12 protein-coding genes are annotated in these 16,450 nt (G+C 38.1%); all 12 read right to left on the bottom strand.

The window, feature by feature from the left end:
- Position 1: 1 nt before the first annotated feature.
- Entirely contained in the window at positions 2-868 is an 867-nt protein-coding gene (locus HT736_RS01810) for a sugar ABC transporter permease (RefSeq protein WP_161802645.1), read from the bottom strand.
- 251 nt (positions 869-1,119) lie between these two features.
- Entirely contained in the window at positions 1,120-2,448 is a 1,329-nt protein-coding gene (locus HT736_RS01805; RefSeq protein WP_000672129.1) for an ABC transporter substrate-binding protein, read from the bottom strand.
- A 123-nt stretch (positions 2,449-2,571) separates the two neighbouring features.
- Entirely contained in the window at positions 2,572-4,089 is a 1,518-nt protein-coding gene (locus HT736_RS01800; protein ID WP_172930692.1) for a PTS transporter subunit EIIC, read from the bottom strand.
- A gap of 19 nt (positions 4,090-4,108) precedes the next feature.
- Complete coding sequence (locus HT736_RS01795; RefSeq protein WP_001135655.1) at positions 4,109-4,807, bottom strand: N-acetylmannosamine-6-phosphate 2-epimerase; 699 nt, start codon at positions 4,805-4,807, stop codon at positions 4,109-4,111.
- Between the two features lie 179 nt (positions 4,808-4,986).
- Positions 4,987-6,090: a Gfo/Idh/MocA family oxidoreductase gene (locus tag HT736_RS01790; protein WP_050208639.1), complete on the bottom strand. Its 1,104-nt coding sequence runs from the start codon at positions 6,088-6,090 to the stop codon at positions 4,987-4,989.
- Positions 6,091-6,321: 231 nt separating this feature from the next.
- Positions 6,322-7,155, bottom strand: a complete 834-nt coding sequence (locus HT736_RS01785; protein ID WP_000730466.1) for a carbohydrate ABC transporter permease — start codon at positions 7,153-7,155, stop codon at positions 6,322-6,324.
- Positions 7,155-8,039, bottom strand: a complete 885-nt coding sequence (locus HT736_RS01780; protein WP_000237984.1) for a sugar ABC transporter permease — start codon at positions 8,037-8,039, stop codon at positions 7,155-7,157. The genes HT736_RS01785 and HT736_RS01780 overlap by 1 nt, the downstream gene beginning before the upstream one ends.
- 78 nt (positions 8,040-8,117) lie before the next feature.
- Positions 8,118-9,455 carry a sugar ABC transporter substrate-binding protein gene (locus HT736_RS01775; protein WP_172930685.1) on the bottom strand — a complete coding sequence of 446 codons (1,338 nt, stop codon included), beginning with the start codon at positions 9,453-9,455 and terminating at the stop codon, positions 8,118-8,120.
- An 18-nt stretch (positions 9,456-9,473) separates the two neighbouring features.
- Entirely contained in the window at positions 9,474-9,926 is a 453-nt protein-coding gene (locus HT736_RS01770) for a YhcH/YjgK/YiaL family protein (protein ID WP_050208634.1), read from the bottom strand.
- A 1,250-nt stretch (positions 9,927-11,176) separates the two neighbouring features.
- Positions 11,177-12,151, bottom strand: a complete 975-nt coding sequence (locus tag HT736_RS01765) for an Rpn family recombination-promoting nuclease/putative transposase (protein ID WP_172930684.1) — start codon at positions 12,149-12,151, stop codon at positions 11,177-11,179.
- A gap of 288 nt (positions 12,152-12,439) precedes the next feature.
- On the bottom strand, positions 12,440-16,051 hold the full coding sequence (locus HT736_RS01760) for a trypsin-like peptidase domain-containing protein (protein WP_054392705.1): 3,612 nt from the start codon (positions 16,049-16,051) through the stop codon (positions 12,440-12,442).
- A 97-nt stretch (positions 16,052-16,148) separates the two neighbouring features.
- On the bottom strand, positions 16,149-16,450 hold a 302-nt coding region (locus HT736_RS01755; protein ID WP_172930683.1), incomplete at its 5' end, for a hypothetical protein.

The following is a 16,450-nucleotide window of genomic DNA, read 5'->3' as shown; positions in this document are numbered from 1 at the left end:
TTTAGTATTCTACGTCGTTTCCAAGTACTTTAAATTGAACAAAGCTTACGATAGCAATCATGACTGCCAAGAAGACACCAATGGTGTTGGCATAGCCGTATTCTGTCAATTGGAAGGCTTTTTCGTACAGGTAGTACATCAAGGTACTTGTTGAGTAGTTTGGACCACCAGATGTCAAAAGCTGAATCAAGGCGAAACACTGGAAGGAGTTAATTGTTGTGATGATTGCAATATAAAGAGTTGTTGGAAGAAGGCTTGGCCATTTAATCTTCCAGAAAACTTGAAACTCAGTTGCACCATCAACACGCGCCGCTTCAACCAGTGAATTGTCAATATTCCCCATAGCAGCGATATAAAGGATGATGGGCTGACCAACTGAAGTGGTCAAGAGAATAATCATAATCGCCATCAATGCCCAGTGCTTATCACCAAGCCATGAAATGTTTTGAGTAATGATATGACTTGATTTAAGCACAAAGTTCAAGATACCTGATAATGGATCATAGATCCATTTCCATACAACCGTTACGGCAACACTACCTGTTACAACAGGAAGGAAGAAGACAAAACGGTAGAAGGATCTGGCAATAGCATTTTGGTGATAGGTTTGCGATGCTACAAAGAGTGAGAATAGAACAACAACTGGCACAGATCCAATAACCAAAATAACTGTGTTAATCAGAGATTTTGCAAAGACAGGATCTTTAAACATACGGACATAGTTATCTAAGCCCACAAATTGGAAACTAGTCATAGAATAGTTAAAGAAACTTGTGATGAAGCCCATAATCATTGGTGCTAAAACAAAGATAATAAAGAAGAACAACACTGGTGCTAGGAAAGCATAGGAAATCACTGTTTCCCGCATACGAATTTTATTGACTTTCACAGTCGGCACCTCTCTTTCAAATAGAATAATTTTTTGACTTTCTTGAACTGTTTTAAAATCAAAATGAAATTTTTTATGATTCGCTTATGTAAGAACTTCATTTTAATTTCGTGACAGTTTCTTACATTTTAAACAAAAGCCCCCTTTTCTTACACTATCTGTGTAGAGGGAAAAGGGGGTATACACTCTTAGCTTCTTTAAAAAACTACTTTTTATAGAATAACTAAGGACTATTGTTTCATAGCTTTTTTGATTGTTTCGTTCGCTTTTTCAGTGAAGGCTTTCAAAGCGTCCGCTGGTTTTTCGTCACCATTTGATACAGATTGCAACATTGGGAACCAAAGTGTTCTCATTTCAGCAAATCCATCAATAGTGTTGTAGTATGGTGAGTAGTATTGAGTCCAGCCGCTGATTGTTTCCATGCGTTTGTCTTCATAAAGTTTTCCAAATGAAGTACGGACTGGGAAAGCACCTGTACGAACTACGTCTTTAGGTCCCCACTCTTTGTCATCTGCGATAAACTGGATGAATTTCTTAGATGCAGCGACTTTCTTGTCGTCTTTATTGTTGAATACTGCAAATCCGTTTACAAGGTATTCAAGAGCTGGTTTACCTTCGTCTGATGGGAATGGTACTTCTACTACTTCTACCTTACTTGCTTCTAACAGTTTAGCTTGGATACCATTTTGAGCTGGTGCCCAAAGGGTTGTGTAAGATGTTTGACCGTTGGCAAAGTTTTGGATATCTGCCCCACCGTCAAATTGTGAACCATTATTGAGCAAATTGTCTTTAATCCAGCCAGTTGCTTTTTCAAGACCTTTGACGAATTTAGGATCATCAGTTGTATATTTGCTAACTTTTTCATCTGTTACAGAACCGCTATAAAGGTTAGAGATAAAGGCACGTGTTCCTTGGTCTCCCCCTTGACCAGAACTGAACAATGAACCTGGTGTGTAGCCCTTGTCTTTGAGTGCTTTCAATACTTTTTCAAAATCATCAGTTGTCCAACCTTCTTTTACAAGGTTTGCCACTCCAGCATCTTCTAGCATTTTCTTGTTCATTGCCATGTAGAATGGGGCAGAACTAATTGGATACATGTAAGCCTTGTCTCCAGCTTTACTTGCTTGTATGATGTTTTCGTTATTGACATCTTTAACAAATTCATCTGTGAAAAGGTCGTTCAACTCAGCCAATTTACCATTTTTACCGTATTGGATGATACGTCCTGGTGCGTCAAAGAGTACGTCCGGAGCTGTTCCTGCTTCGATGGCTGTTGTGATTTTTTCAGGGCCTGACTTGAAGTCGATGGTTTCCAATTTCACTTTTACATCTGGATTTGCTTTTTCAAACGCTTCGATGATTGATTTTTCATAAGTTCCAACACCGTCACCAGCTTTTTCTTGGGTAAATACTGGGAATGCCCACCAAGTGATTTCTGTTTTGGCACCGTCACCACCTGATTTACCAGCATCTTTACTTCCGCCAGAATTGCCACAAGCAGCAAGACCAAGAACCGCAGCACCCGCAAGTACTGTACAAGCTAATTTTCTAAATTTCATTTGTATTCTCCTATTTTATAAGCGTATCCAACTTGGATAATGAGTTCTTTGCATTTATATACGTTTTCATTTTTTCCTACTCATCAATCACTCTCCTCTATTTTTTATTAAGTCAGTAAGTACTTAATCATCTACACCTAAAATTTCATTAATACTATTTTTATATAAGATTGCTTTTGCTCCATAGATTGCTTGAATGCCACCCTTCACTTCTAAGACATCAACTGCACCAATTTGTTTTAAAAGTGCTTTATCAACTTGATTAACTTCTTTTACAGCTACACGTAAACGTGTCACACAAGCATCTACATCTTCTATATTATTTAATCCACCCAAGGCTCTGATAATTTGTAGGCTATCCTGTTTTAAATGATCCGCAGTATTTGAAGTTGAATCTGCGGATTCAGAAATTTCTTTAGAATCTACTTCTTCTCCTCTTCCTGGCGTTAGAACGTTGAATTGAGTAATGAACCATCTAAAAATAATATAATACAAAACACTCCAAATAAGTCCAAATGGAATCTGAAGAACCCAATTCGTCTTAGCGTTCCCCTGCAAAATTCCAAATAAAGTGAAATCGATTACACCTCCTGAAAATGTGTTTCCTATTGAAATATTTAAGATGTCTGCAATAAAGAAGCTGACACCATCAAGGAATGCGTGAACAACATATAGAACCGGACTGACGAATAGAAACATAAATTCAATTGGTTCTGTAATACCGGTAATAAAAGATGTTAAAGCAACTCCAAAAAACAAACCCGCGTATTTTTTACGACGATTCTTAGGAACACTATGGTACATCGCTAAACAGGCAGCCGGTAAACCGAACATCATTGTTGAGAAACGACCTGCAAAAAACCTTGTTCCTTCTGTAAATAATCCAGAATGAGCCGGATCGGCTAATTGAGCAAAAAATATTTTTTGAGCTCCAACCACTGTTTGTCCTGAAACAGTTTCAACACCACCAAGTTCAGTATACCAAAACATAGGGTAAATTATATGATGTAAGCCTACTGCTCCAGAAAGTCTCATTAAAAATCCATATAGAAAAGTTCCAATTGAACCTGCCTGAGAAATATATCCACCTGTAGAAACAAGAAGTTGTTGGAAAGGTGGCCAAATAACAAAGAAGACAAAGCCAATTAAGATAGAAGAGAACGATGTAACAATAGGAACGAAGCGTGAACCTCCAAAGAATCCTAAAGCGGAAGGTAATTGAATATTGCTATATCGGTTGTGCAAATATACGGCAACTATTCCGACAACTAATGCTCCAATAACTCCAGTATCAATTGCAGATCCTTCTGCCATAAAAAGTTTTACCAGAGCTTTGATCGTTGCAGTCATAACTAAGTAACCAGTTACTCCTGCTAACGCAGCGGTTCCTTTATCTCGTTTCGCTAAGCCAATACATAATCCCACACAGAGAAGTAGTGACAAGTTACTGAATACAACCTCTCCTGCAGAGCTCATTACTTGGAATATCGATTGAAAAATACTATTGTCTAGTATTGGATAAGTTGCTATCGTGGTTGGGTTTGAAAGTGCACCACCAATCCCCAAAAGTAGACCTGCTGCAGGAAGTATAGCTATAGGTAACATAAAAGCTTTTCCAACTTTTTGTAAAACTTTAAATATAAAACTCCCCCCTCACATCTTATTTAAGACCAGCAACGAAGCGTTCTGTAATCTCTTTTGGTCTAGTAATAGCGCCACCAACAACGATGCCTCGCACTCCGTATTCAAGGATTTGTTTGGCTTGTTCTGGTGTATGAATTTTTCCTTCTGCAATGACATCTACACCGGCATCACAGAGTTTTTTGATGAGTTCAAAATCTGGACCATCCACTTTTGGACTGTAGGATGTGTAGCCTGATAAGGTTGTTCCGACAAAGTCAATTCCTGCTTCGACCGCTGCCAATCCTTCTTCAAAAGTACTGGTGTCCGCCATCAAGAGCTGGTTAGGATATTTCTCCTTGACCTGACGAATGAACTCTTGAATTTCCAAACCATCGTAGCGTTCACGCTTGGTACAATCCAGAGCAATCACCTCGATGTCCAGTTCTGCCAATTCATCAACTTCTTTCATAGTAGCCGTGATGAAGGGTTCCTGTGGCGGATAATCTCGTTTGATTATCCCAATAATCGGAAGTTTGGTGACTTCCTTAATTTCCTTGATATCGCGAACACTATTGGCTCGGATACCGACTGCTCCACCTTGCTCAGCCGCTTTGACCAGCAAGGGAATCACCCCTCCCGCTTCTGTATAAAGCGGTTCATGAGGAAGAGCCTGACAAGAAACGATGATTCCATCTTTGATTTGTTCAATCAAGGCTTCTTTACTAATCTGTGGCATCTTCTTTCCTCCCTTTCTTTTTTCTTTATTTCTATGAGATTATTATACCTTAAAATTAAAACGCTTTCAAGAGTTTGTAGTATAATAGATTTCAGTTTCAAAAACTAGCCAAGTCAAACAGCTCCTCTAAAAGTACTTTCAGAGGAGCAAGTCGACCTATAATAGGAGAATACCAAAATTTAGTTTACAATTTCTGACAATTTTACTTTGCGATCTTCAAACATAGACTGGGTACAAGCATCTGCAGTAGCAATTGCTTCTAGGGCAGCTTCACCTGTCAAAAGTTTTGCAAATTCTTCTGATACTGGAGCTCCTTCCATAATCTCATGCAGATAGCGCATTTCTTTATCAATGACAGATGATAGCCATAATGGAGTACGTTTACCTGGTTTACCATAAGCAATTGCTCCATCCATCTCTGTACTATGATAGATACGAGTCCGATCATCATCTTCTTCTTGCGATTCGTGAATCAAGAAATAGCTTTCTTGCCCATCTAGCTTAAGAGTTCCTTTACAGTTGAATAAGTCTAAGCGGATGGCACCTTTGCTTCCTTGGATTAAGACATAATGTTCACCCCAACGATAAGCTGAACCCCATTCTAACAAAGCAAAACGCTTATTAGAAAATTCCATATTGACAAAAATCATATCATCTTCATCACCGAAATGTTCACCTTCATGGGCCACATTTCCACCTGTCATGGTTACAGTTTCAGGCATGCTCCCCATAAGGAATTGAACGCAATCCAACTCATGGATGTGGTGATACAAGTGACCACCTGATTTTTCACGAATTTTTTTCCATGATACTGACGGTTGTTGTTCTTCCCAACCATTACGAGCTGTGTGACAATATAGAACGTCTCCGATAACTCCTTGATTAATGAGTTCTTTTGCATGATGGACACCATTGAAGAAGTTCATAATATGTCCTGCCATAAAGGTCACATTGTTTTCTTTACATGCATCTACCATCTCGCGACAATCTTGATAAGAAAGCGCAATTGGTTTTTCACAGAAAACATTTTTACCATGTTGTGCGGCCTTGATAACTGGTTCTTTATGAAGATTATTTGGAGTTGCGACGATAACACAATCTACTTCATCGCTAGAAACCAACTCATCTAGGGAACTTGCTACTTTTGCTCCCAATTCTTCTGCAATTACTTCTGCATTATCTGGATCATAGAGAAGAGTAATCTCTGCTCCATCATTCTTTTGCATATAACGAGCCAATTCAGCTCCAAAATCCCCTGTTCCAACAACACCGTATTTAACCATGTTTTTTCTCCTTTATTATTGAATAAACTTTCTAATTTTAACTTATACTCTTCAAAAATCTCTTCAAACCGAGTCAACGTCGCCTTACTGTGCGTATGGTTACTGACTTCGTCAGCTTCATCTACAACCTCAAAAACGTGTTCTGAGCTGACTTCGTCAGTTTTATTTGCAACCTCAAAGCTGTACTTTGAGCAGCCTGCGGCTAGTTTGCTCTTTGATTTTCATTGAGTATTACTTCACAGATCCTTCTGATAATCCACTTGCAATCTTATTTTGAATGATAGAGAAGAAAATAATTGATGGAAGAACTACAATAACAGACGCTGCCATCATATCTCCCCAGTCTAGTATTTCTGAACCATTAAGTGAACGAAGGGCTACTGCTACTGTCATCTTTCCTGTATTGTTAATCAAAATCAAGGCATACAGGAATTCATTCCAAGCATTGATAAATGTATAAATGGCTGTTGCTACAATACCTGGTGCTACAATCGGTAGCACAACTTTATAAAACGTAACAAATTTATTTGCACCATCAATTCTAGCCGCTTCTTCAATTCCAATTGGAACTGTTTGGAAAAATCCAACTAAGAGCCAAACTGCATATGGAACACTAAAAGATAGATAAACCATCATCAAGCCAAATAAACTATTTGTTAACCCAACTTTAGCAATGGCAATTGAATAGGGAATTGCTAACAAAATTGGTGGGAAAATATAGGTAATGACGAGTAGTCTCGACATGATTGCTCCCAATTTAGGAAAGAATCGAACAATACCGTAGGCTGCCATAGCAGAAATAATAATCGCAATAAGGGTTGTAGCTAAGGCAATGATTAAACTATTTCGAATGTTATCAATAAAGTGCAAATCGTTGATAACATGTATAAAATAATCTAATGTAAACTGTTCAGGCCAAAATCGTGTTGGATACTGAGTCAATTCCCCTTTCCCCTTGACAGACGATATGATAATCCATACCAATGGGAAAATTGCAACAATAGTCGCACCAATCAAGAGTGCATGTGAGAGAATATCTAAATAAATACTGGATTTCTTCTTCATTATTTTCTACCCTCCTTTTCCCACTTACTGATGATAGCAAAGTAGATAAAGCAAATCGCCATCAAGAAGATAAAGAGCAACACTGTAACTGCTGAAGCACGACCCAACAATTTAGTGCCCCAACCCAGATTGTAAGCAAAAATTGGAAGCGTCGTTGTAGCATTAGCCGGTCCACCACCCGTAATAAGGTAGATAATGTCAAAGTTATTAAAGATCCATACAGTTCTCAAAACAACTAGAAGCCCTACAACCACTTTAATATGTGGAAAGACGATAAACTTGAACACCTGCCAACTTGAAGCACCATCTATCTTAGCAGCCTCAAATTGTTCTTCTGGTACTGTTTGCAAAGCTGAAAGCACATTAACCATAATCATCGGCGCTCCAAACCAAATGTTGATAAACACCAAACATAGGAATGCCCATGTACTATCTGTCAAAAATGCAGGTGTATGTTCCATTAAACCTAATTTTACGATTAGATTAGGTAAATAGCCATAAACCCCGTTTAGAATCCATTGCCAAGAGAAGGCAATAACGATGGTAGGAAATGCCCAAGGAACAATCAATAAGGTCCTATATAATTTCTTGAAGTGGCGTACTCTATGAAGAGCTAAAGCCAATACAAACCCTACTAAAACTTGACCAACTAATGAGAAAATGGTCCACTTAATTGAATTAAAGAACGCATTAAAGAAGTTGGGATCTGATAGCACAGCTTTATAGTTAGCTAAACCAACAAATTTATAATTGGGCATAATCAAATGCTTATTGGTAAAGCTATAAAAAATACTCGAGAAAAACGGATAAACAAAGAGTAATCCTACGATAATCATAGCTGGCAAAACAAATATCCAGCGAGTTAAATTACGTTCTTTAACCATTCTCCTTCTCCCTTCTTTTACAAGATTGGGCTAGAGCTTTTCAGCTCACTAGCCCACCTATTTTCTAGTCTTTTACATCTACTGAACAGCCTCAAATAAATCGTTTAATTGTTTTTCTGCTTCTTTTGCAGCTTTCATAGGATCTGTTCCATTTGTAATGATATCTTGGAACATTTGTTCAATAATGTGTTGGTTAGTCAACATACCAGCTTGTACACTTGGTCCATTTTCATAACCAATAGCAGTACCTTTTTTAACAGCTTCAGTAATCACTTCTTCAGCATGTTTAAATTTCTTACGAGTTTCATTTTCTTTATAGGCTGCAGAATCGCTAATCCCCTTAATAGTTGGCAACATACCTACTGGAGTTGAATCAAGGAATTTAACGTAGTCTTCTTCATTATAAAGTGATTCTAAGAATGCTTTAGCAACTTCTGGGTGTTTTGAATTTTTCCAAACAACCATTGGAATGTTTGAGGTTTCAATTCCTTGGTCTTTATCAGATTCTTTGATTTTTGGAATAGGATAAGCATCAATCGAATCAATCAATTGAGGACTGTTGGCATTGATTCCTCCAATATGGAAGCCAGAGTTAAAGTCAAATGCTGTTTTTCCTTGATAGAACAAGGTAGCTTGTTGAAGGACATTAAAGTTCAAAGAATCTTGAGGTGAAATTTCTTTATACATTTTAGCCCAGTATTTAATACCATCTTGAGCAAGTTGACTTGTCAAATCCGCTTTAAGATCTTTTGTCAAGAGACTTCCACCACCACTACGTACGTAGAAGTTCAAGAAACGTGTTGCCATTAAGTCATTTGTTCCAAACGGAACAGACAAGCCATAAACTCCAGCTTCTTTCAATTTTTTAGAAGCTTCATAGAGTTGATCCCAAGTTTTAGGAACCTCAATATTATGTTCTTTTAACAAATCTGTTCTAACCCACATGACTTGTGCATGTGAATAAAGAGGAACAGAGTAGTAATCATCTCCGATTTTTGCTTCATTTAAGGCAGTTTCGTTAAATTTATCTTGTCCAATACGCTTGATAGAATCATTTAGCGGCACCAAAGCATCTGAGTTGACCATTTCCATTACTTGGTTAGGAAGAGCTGTACTGATATCTGGCACATTTCCATTTGCTAAACCTGTAGTCCATTTAGTATAGAAGTCATTCCAAGAAAATGTTTCAATCTTGATTTTCGTTTTTGGATGCTTTTGCATGAAAGCATCTGCTGATTTTTGAATACTTTCTAAACGGGGTCCTTGAGTAAAGGAGTGCCACATTGTAATCTCACCAGATAATTCTGTTGGTGGTTCAGTACTAGTTGTAGCTTCTTTTTTTCCTGAACAAGCTACCAAGGCAACGGCTGCTAGCGCAACTCCAGCTAGACATAAAAACTTTCTCATTTTTTTCATCGTTCTTCCCTTTCTACATTAAGAAATCGCAACTTTAAAGACAATTTTTTTCACAGGTTCATCATTTATACGAACCTTGGGTTGATGTAAATCTTCTGGAAAAGTGATGAGGCATTCGCCAGCTCTCAAATGAACCAACTGTTCCACTTTCCCTGTGTATAATTCAATATCCTTCTCTTCATCATACTCTTGGGTAACGCTTACATTTTTCGGCGACGTAACAGCCATGGCTTCTTCGTTTTCCAAAACTAAATGAATATCCAAATATTTTTGGTGAGTTTCAAAGAAGGCTCCTGCTTGACCGTCTGCTAGATAAGTAAAGCAATTCCCAAACAATCGATTACCATCGATAGCAATCGGACCTTCTGTTAAATTTTCTAGTCCTGTTTTTTCTAGAAAATCTATTAATGTTGCAAAATGTGGATTTACTCCCACATAAGTTCCTAAACGGCTAATTTTTGTAATAATCATCTCTTCTAACCTCCTTTCTCAATCTATTTTTCCTATCCAAGTTCCCCATTCTTCTGTCTAGCATTTTCTACTAGAAGGACATAAAAACACTACACTCTCTAGCCTATACTCTTTGAAAATCTCTTCAAACCACAGTCGCTTCACCTTGGATTATATAGGTCAGTCTTATCTACAACCTCAAAGCGGTGTTTTGGGCAATCTGCTACTAGCTTGCTAGTTTCTTCTTTGATTTTCATTCAGTACCTCCTCAATCTTCACAAGGAGGTCTGATTTTTCTAGCGACAAACAGAATAAATAAGTTAGTTCAATGAGCTACCTTCCTTATAGATGAAATTGATATTCATGAAGGAAGTCGCCCTTTATTTTTTGCAAAAGATACTAGTATGAATCTATTTGGGAAATTGAATTTATAAGCTGCTCACTTATACTCTTCGAAAATCAAATTCAAACTGCGTCAACGTCGCCTTGTCGTACTCAAGTACAGCCTGCGGCTAGTTTCCTAGTTTGCTCTTTGATTTTCATTGAGTATTAGTTTTTCTAAAATAATTCTAATCTATTATTCTAGCACTAGTAGACTCTTTGGCTAAATCTCCTTTCTACATCTCGTTTCACCAAAAACTTTTAAGAGAGAAATACTCTATATTTCATTCTCTAAATTAGTTTTGTTACCGTTTCCAATTAGAGTATACTTTTTTTTAGTATTTCAAGTCTTTTTCTAATTTGGAATTTAGTTTCAAATCTTTTTTAACTATATCAAATATATTAAAAGTACTTTCAAAAATAATCAAATTCTTACAATACTTGTTTCGAGTGGACAAGATAAGAAAACAAGAAAGTCAATTTTAGGAGAAGACAAGGTTAATAGTCGCATGATATAATGCAATGATGTAAAAATCGAACAAATTGATTGGAAAATTCAAACCAATTTCTAACAATGATTTAAGAATTGTTGTGTCCTAATATAGATTCAATGCACTATAAAACGCATAATATCAAGTTTTTTTAATTACCTGATACTATGCGTGTTTGTGATTTTTAAGATTTTATGCCTAGAGTCTCTATATGAGGACTTAAAAAAACTGACTCGTAGATGATTTCCTAAAGTCAATCCTCTTACCTAAAAAAACGACTTCTAAAAAAGTTGCCTTCATCGAGAGGTGAAGCAATGATTGTCCTAAAAAATAGTTGGATCGCAAATCTCTCTGAAAATTTCTTCTCTCTGCCTAACTTGAATTTGAGATTCAACATTCTTATTTATGATGATCTTTCAATAGTGACTCAAATTCAGCGACAGTCATACCCAACTGCTTACTGGCAATCTCGGAAGTTAGAATACCTTGACGGACTAGATTTAGTAGCATGGACAAACTTCCTTCAACTTTCCCACGTTCAAGTCCTTGTTCAATACCTTTTTCGATGCCTTGTTCAATCCCCTCTGCGCGACCACGTTCAAGACCTCTCTCTAAACCTTTTTCCTCAGCTTGCTCCAAAGCATAGTCATGAGCCAATAATGCTTGTTCTTCACGCCTGCGTTGTTCACTAAACATTCTCCTGTCCTCCTCGGACCAGCTCTTGTAGTCCAGCAGTTGGTCTGCTTGGCTGATGGCTCGCTCGGGCTGCTGGGTAAAGGGTTTATTCCCAAAAAACTCCAACCACGGTTTGCGAATGCTATCTTTGCTGGTTTCTCTGTATTTTCTTAATTCCAAGAACGCCATCTTGACTAGATGGTTTTCCTGTCCATTGTTTGTAATTGTTAAAACCTCACCTGTCGTATCCTCGCGCATGCTAAAGCTATGAAAAGCTAAGTCATCTTGAAAATAATTACTGTCCACGATAGCGATAGCATATACTGGTGCAATATGTTTGTAACTCTGGTGTGTATCACCTTCTCGTTGGCGAATTTTTTCTAGGTTTTGATTGACCTGACTACATAGGTAAGCCCACAGGCGATTGATGAAAAAATTCTGATGATGAACCTGAATTTCGATGATAACTTGCGTACCATTATCCAACTCCGCCAAAACATCTATACTGGTATAGAAATCTTGCGCCGAATAGGGCATGGAAGTCAAGACATGAATATTGCTTCCCTCCAAAATGGTCACATTTTTTGCTGGTAAATCCAGCATATCGCGGATAAATTGACAAGTGATTTCTGGGTTGCTAAAGATTTTCTTAGCAACCAAATCATTGGTCGGGCTAATGCCCGGATGTCTTAGAATCATATTTCCTCTCCTTTCATTATAGCACATTTTTAAATCTAGGTTTACTAGATTCACTGCTACTACCTATTTATTCGGAAAAGAAAGACAAAAGGAGCGAGAAAGTTAAAAATTATTAATCCTAATCACTTGTAAAGAGATAAATCTTGCTCATATTATTTATTAAAGACTCTATTTTACAAAAAAGATTACAAAATCAGCCGTTTTAGAGAACTCTTACCACTTCCTAGACTATTAATTCTAATGTTTTTTATACTACTCGCTTGCTCATCAATAGGTCATAAAGCAAAATCAGTTGATCCATTCCCCGTACTCGTTCACTCTATAGCCGTCTGGTGTTAGCGAATTGAAAAGTAGTTTCCCAAAAGCATCGATATAGTACCACTTTCCTTTATAATAAATCCATGTATTGGATTCCATGGAACCAGATGATCCTAAGTAGTACCACGCGCCACTTGAATCTTGGAACCAGCCTACCTCCATCATGCCATTATCCTTGAGATAATACCAATTACCGTCTGTATCCTGTATCCAACCGGTTTGCATGATTCCATTCGCATCAAAATAATACCATGCATCATTTTCTTTCATCCAGCCTGTCCGTTCTTTCCCATCGGAATTTCTAAAATACCACTGATTATTTATCTTATGCCATCCTCTTTGTTGATTATATGTAATAACAGAATGTTCAACAGTAGAAAGTGACATGTTATCCGCTTCAACGCCAAAAACAGCTGTTAACGATGACGAACCTGTCCCGTTCGTTGTGAATTGAGCAGTGGTTTCTGGGCTAGATAATCTTTCCTGTTTTGATGGAGTCTTTATTTTTCTCTCATCTCGGTGCCCTTCTACTGTCAATTTTTCTCCACCTGTAACTTTAGCCACAAAGTCTGGAACTTCCACTCTTTCAGGGACTAGTTCTTTTGAAGATACTATAGACTTCCCAAGGTCGCCTGGTATTTTTTCTCCCGATACTAAAACCTCTGATTCTGAAAATTCCTCACTAGACGCAGGCAGTTCTTCTCTGATCGGCGCATCTTTTGGAACTAGAAACTCTACTTTATCTGGAGATACCACTTCCTCTTTGAGATTACTTGAGTTTTCTTCCGTCGATGACACCACTTCCTTCACACCCTTAAGAACCACACGTTCTCTCATAGGTGTAACCTCGACTGTACGAGAATTTTCAACAATCTTTCCATCAGCTAAGACCTTATAAGTCACCTTAGTAACTTCTTTACCTACATACCCCTCCGAAACAACCTCCGTTTTCCCTTTCTCTAACTCTTCAGAGTCCTCAAAACGCTCTGTAATCGGAAGTTCTTTTATGACACTGTTGGGTTTAATACCTAAAGTAATCACCTTGGATTGAGGAGCTATTTTCTTCTCAGAAACTTGAGAAGATACCGCTCCTGTATACTTATCTACTTGATAAGTAGTAGTTCGAGTAACCACCCCTCCTTTACCCTCTACAACTGAACGGAAACCAAGCTCTTTTGTTTCATCTCCTTGGTAAAGAGTATCAAAAGCAATCGATTCTTTTTCTACTTTCGGCTTAGTACCTTTATACACTACTCGGTAAATAAGTGGAACACCTTCTTTTTCACCCTTAGTATCCTCTGTACGCTCTTTTCCAACCTCAAGGGTACTATCACCTTCGTAAGTGGTAATAACCTCTGTTTCCGGCTCCTTTTGCGGTTTGAGAGGAGGTTCTACTTTATCTTTATCAGACTCTATTTTAGGTGTACTTTGTTTTTCGTCTTTTGGAGTTGAAGGAAGTTTATCCTTATCCTTCTCATCCACCAAAACTTCATCTCTTACATAGACAGGCTCTTTTGGTTTACCTTCAATATAAGAACGAACCCAATCCAGTTGCTCTTTTGATAAAACCAAACCACCACTGCGGCTTCCTACAACACCATTTTGGTGAACTCCAATTAAAGTACCTTTGTCATTATAAAGACCACCACCAGACGCTCCGGGTTTTGTGCCTTCATAGCTGATACCCTCAATACCTGAACCGAAATCAGTAGTATCTACAACTTCACTATCCAAGACTGGAGATAAACGACCGTCCGGGAAACCATAAACCGAAACTTTTTCACCCTTAGCGATAGAAGTTGACTCAGAAACCACCTCTACAGGAGATACCGCTTTGAAATCTTCTTTTAGTCGAACCAAGGCTAAGTCATTTTTAAATCCAAATACGGAATCTTTTTTATTCCAATAAACAATATCATCATCTGAAAAATGCACAGACAACCCATTCGGTAAGGTTGCTTTATACACTGTATTGGTGCGACCAGATTTCGTAACGACCTCAGAACCTTTAACTGTTAAAAAATTATGAGCGACTGTTAACACCAAATTGGGTGCAATTAAAGTACCTGACCCCGACCCATCTGGCGTTTGAATGTGCGTTGTAGCATAGAAATTTTCTGAGCCATTCGGAGCTTGTAACACCTCTTTACTAGGCATAGGTAAGTTGGATTTGCCACTCAAGTCAACCTTACCAACTTCCGTTCTTGCGAAATCAGAAGACGAAGTAGATGAAGGATTTACTGAGTCAACAACAGCTTTTATAATGGTATTACCTAAAGCTAACTTACTGACATACTCATCAGACCAACTAGTATCACTTACTAGTTTGTTGACAGAAACTCCATTGTAAGATACCACTTTAGCTGTTGGGGAAGTTGCTATTAACTGTTTGAAGTCTGGATTTTGTCTTAAATGAAAATTCAAACCACTTCCAACAGGACCTTCCTGAACAACCTTATCTGAAATCAAAGGAGTTCCTTTAGTATCTTCCACTCGAAGTAGAACGCGGCCTTTTTCTTCACCTTTTACTAAAGTCGCTCGACCTTTTTCATCAAAACGATACAAAGCACCGTCAATCTCATACTCTACATCTTTTAAAGCTATATGATTTTCATCATAGTAGTAACGGTTTGCACCATCTATATACCAACCCTTTATACCATATTTATCAATCATAGAACGAATCCAAGCTCTGTGCTTTTCCGTAAAAATCGTACCACCTCCAATACGCTCACTCTCAGGAGCGTTTGAAGTATTTGTTCCGTGCTGGTGGATACCGACTACCTCTCCTTTCCCATTAAACAAAGGAGCACCTGAAAAACCTCCCAAAGCTGAGGAATGATAAGTGACTGCACCGCTCTCTTTATTGACACTGCTTACAGTTGTTGAGACTGAATAAGCCTTACCATCTTTCAACCTCTTCTTGTTTTCTTCACTTAAATTCGGAGTCGAAAAATCATTGGGATAACCTACCATAGTGATTTTATCACCAGTAGAAACCTCTTTATGGCTCAACTCTCTTGGAGAGTCCTCACCACCCGTCATAGCTTCTACAGGCTTTTTAGTTACCACTACTGCTAAGTCGTTGCTATAGTCTTTACCAAAGTCGTTGCCGTTATATAAGTGAATAGAGTCTTTTTCAAGAGCTTCTGATACACCAGAAGTAGGTACTTTATTGTTCTTTTCCGTCTCTGAGTTCATCACAACATAACTACGAGCAGACTCCCCACCACGCAAGACCGCGGACTTGTTTTCTTGGTTTTTATCATAGTAATTATGAGCTACGGTTACCATGACATTCGGCGCTACAAAGACACCACTGCCAGACGCGGTTTGTTTTCCACTCGTACCACTATCATAAGTGGTATAAGTCATAGCAACACCCTCAGCGGACTTCTCATGAACGCTCACATCTTTTATATCATCGCCACCTTGAATGACGTCAGCATACACTGTTCTTCCTCCAACAACTGGTAAATCAGGAATCGACAATCCAATCATACTCACCAATGCCAGACATCCCACCAATCCATAAGCTTTTGACTTACGAAATTTTCCTAAACCTTTTAAATATAAAAACATCTTTTTCCTCACTTTAGTTTCTAATACTTATTTATCCAGATATAATAGCTTACAATCTTTTAAAATCTTCAAATAAGTTATGATTGTTCCATACTCTTCAAACCAGGCCATCTTCGTCTTGCCGTATGTATATGTTACTGACTTCGTCAGTTCTATCTGCAACCTCAAAACGGTGTTTTGAGCTGACTTCGTCAGTTCTATCTGCAACCTCAAAACGGTGTTTTGAGCTGACTTCGTCAGTTCTATCTGCAACCTCAAAACGGTGTTTTGAGCTGACTTCGTCAGTTCTATCTGCAACCTCAAAACGGTGTTTTGAGCTGACTTCGTCAGTTCTATCTGCAACCTCAAAACGGTGTTTTGAGCTGACTTCGTCAGTTCTATCTGCAACCTCAAAGCAGT

This window comes from Streptococcus sp. 339, assembly GCF_013277285.1.
Classification (GTDB): domain Bacteria; phylum Bacillota; class Bacilli; order Lactobacillales; family Streptococcaceae; genus Streptococcus; species Streptococcus pseudopneumoniae.
The sequence above is the reverse complement of the archived record's forward strand: the minus strand, read 5'-3'. Positions and strand labels throughout refer to the sequence as shown.

Coding starts and splice junctions, on each gene's coding strand:
- HT736_RS01760 (WP_054392705.1), bottom strand. CDS start 16,051: ATGTTTTTATATTTAAAAGGTTTAGGAAAATTTCGTAAGTCAAAAGCT.
- HT736_RS01795 (WP_001135655.1), bottom strand. CDS start 4,807: ATGCCACAGATTAGTAAAGAAGCCTTGATTGAACAAATCAAAGATGGA.
- HT736_RS01765 (WP_172930684.1), bottom strand. CDS start 12,151: ATGATTCTAAGACATCCGGGCATTAGCCCGACCAATGATTTGGTTGCT.
- HT736_RS01785 (WP_000730466.1), bottom strand. CDS start 7,155: ATGAAGAAGAAATCCAGTATTTATTTAGATATTCTCTCACATGCACTC.
- HT736_RS01770 (WP_050208634.1), bottom strand. CDS start 9,926: ATGATTATTACAAAAATTAGCCGTTTAGGAACTTATGTGGGAGTAAAT.
- HT736_RS01775 (WP_172930685.1), bottom strand. CDS start 9,455: ATGAAAAAAATGAGAAAGTTTTTATGTCTAGCTGGAGTTGCGCTAGCA.
- HT736_RS01810 (WP_161802645.1), bottom strand. CDS start 868: ATGCGGGAAACAGTGATTTCCTATGCTTTCCTAGCACCAGTGTTGTTC.
- HT736_RS01805 (WP_000672129.1), bottom strand. CDS start 2,448: ATGAAATTTAGAAAATTAGCTTGTACAGTACTTGCGGGTGCTGCGGTT.
- HT736_RS01790 (WP_050208639.1), bottom strand. CDS start 6,090: ATGGTTAAATACGGTGTTGTTGGAACAGGGGATTTTGGAGCTGAATTG.
- HT736_RS01780 (WP_000237984.1), bottom strand. CDS start 8,039: ATGGTTAAAGAACGTAATTTAACTCGCTGGATATTTGTTTTGCCAGCT.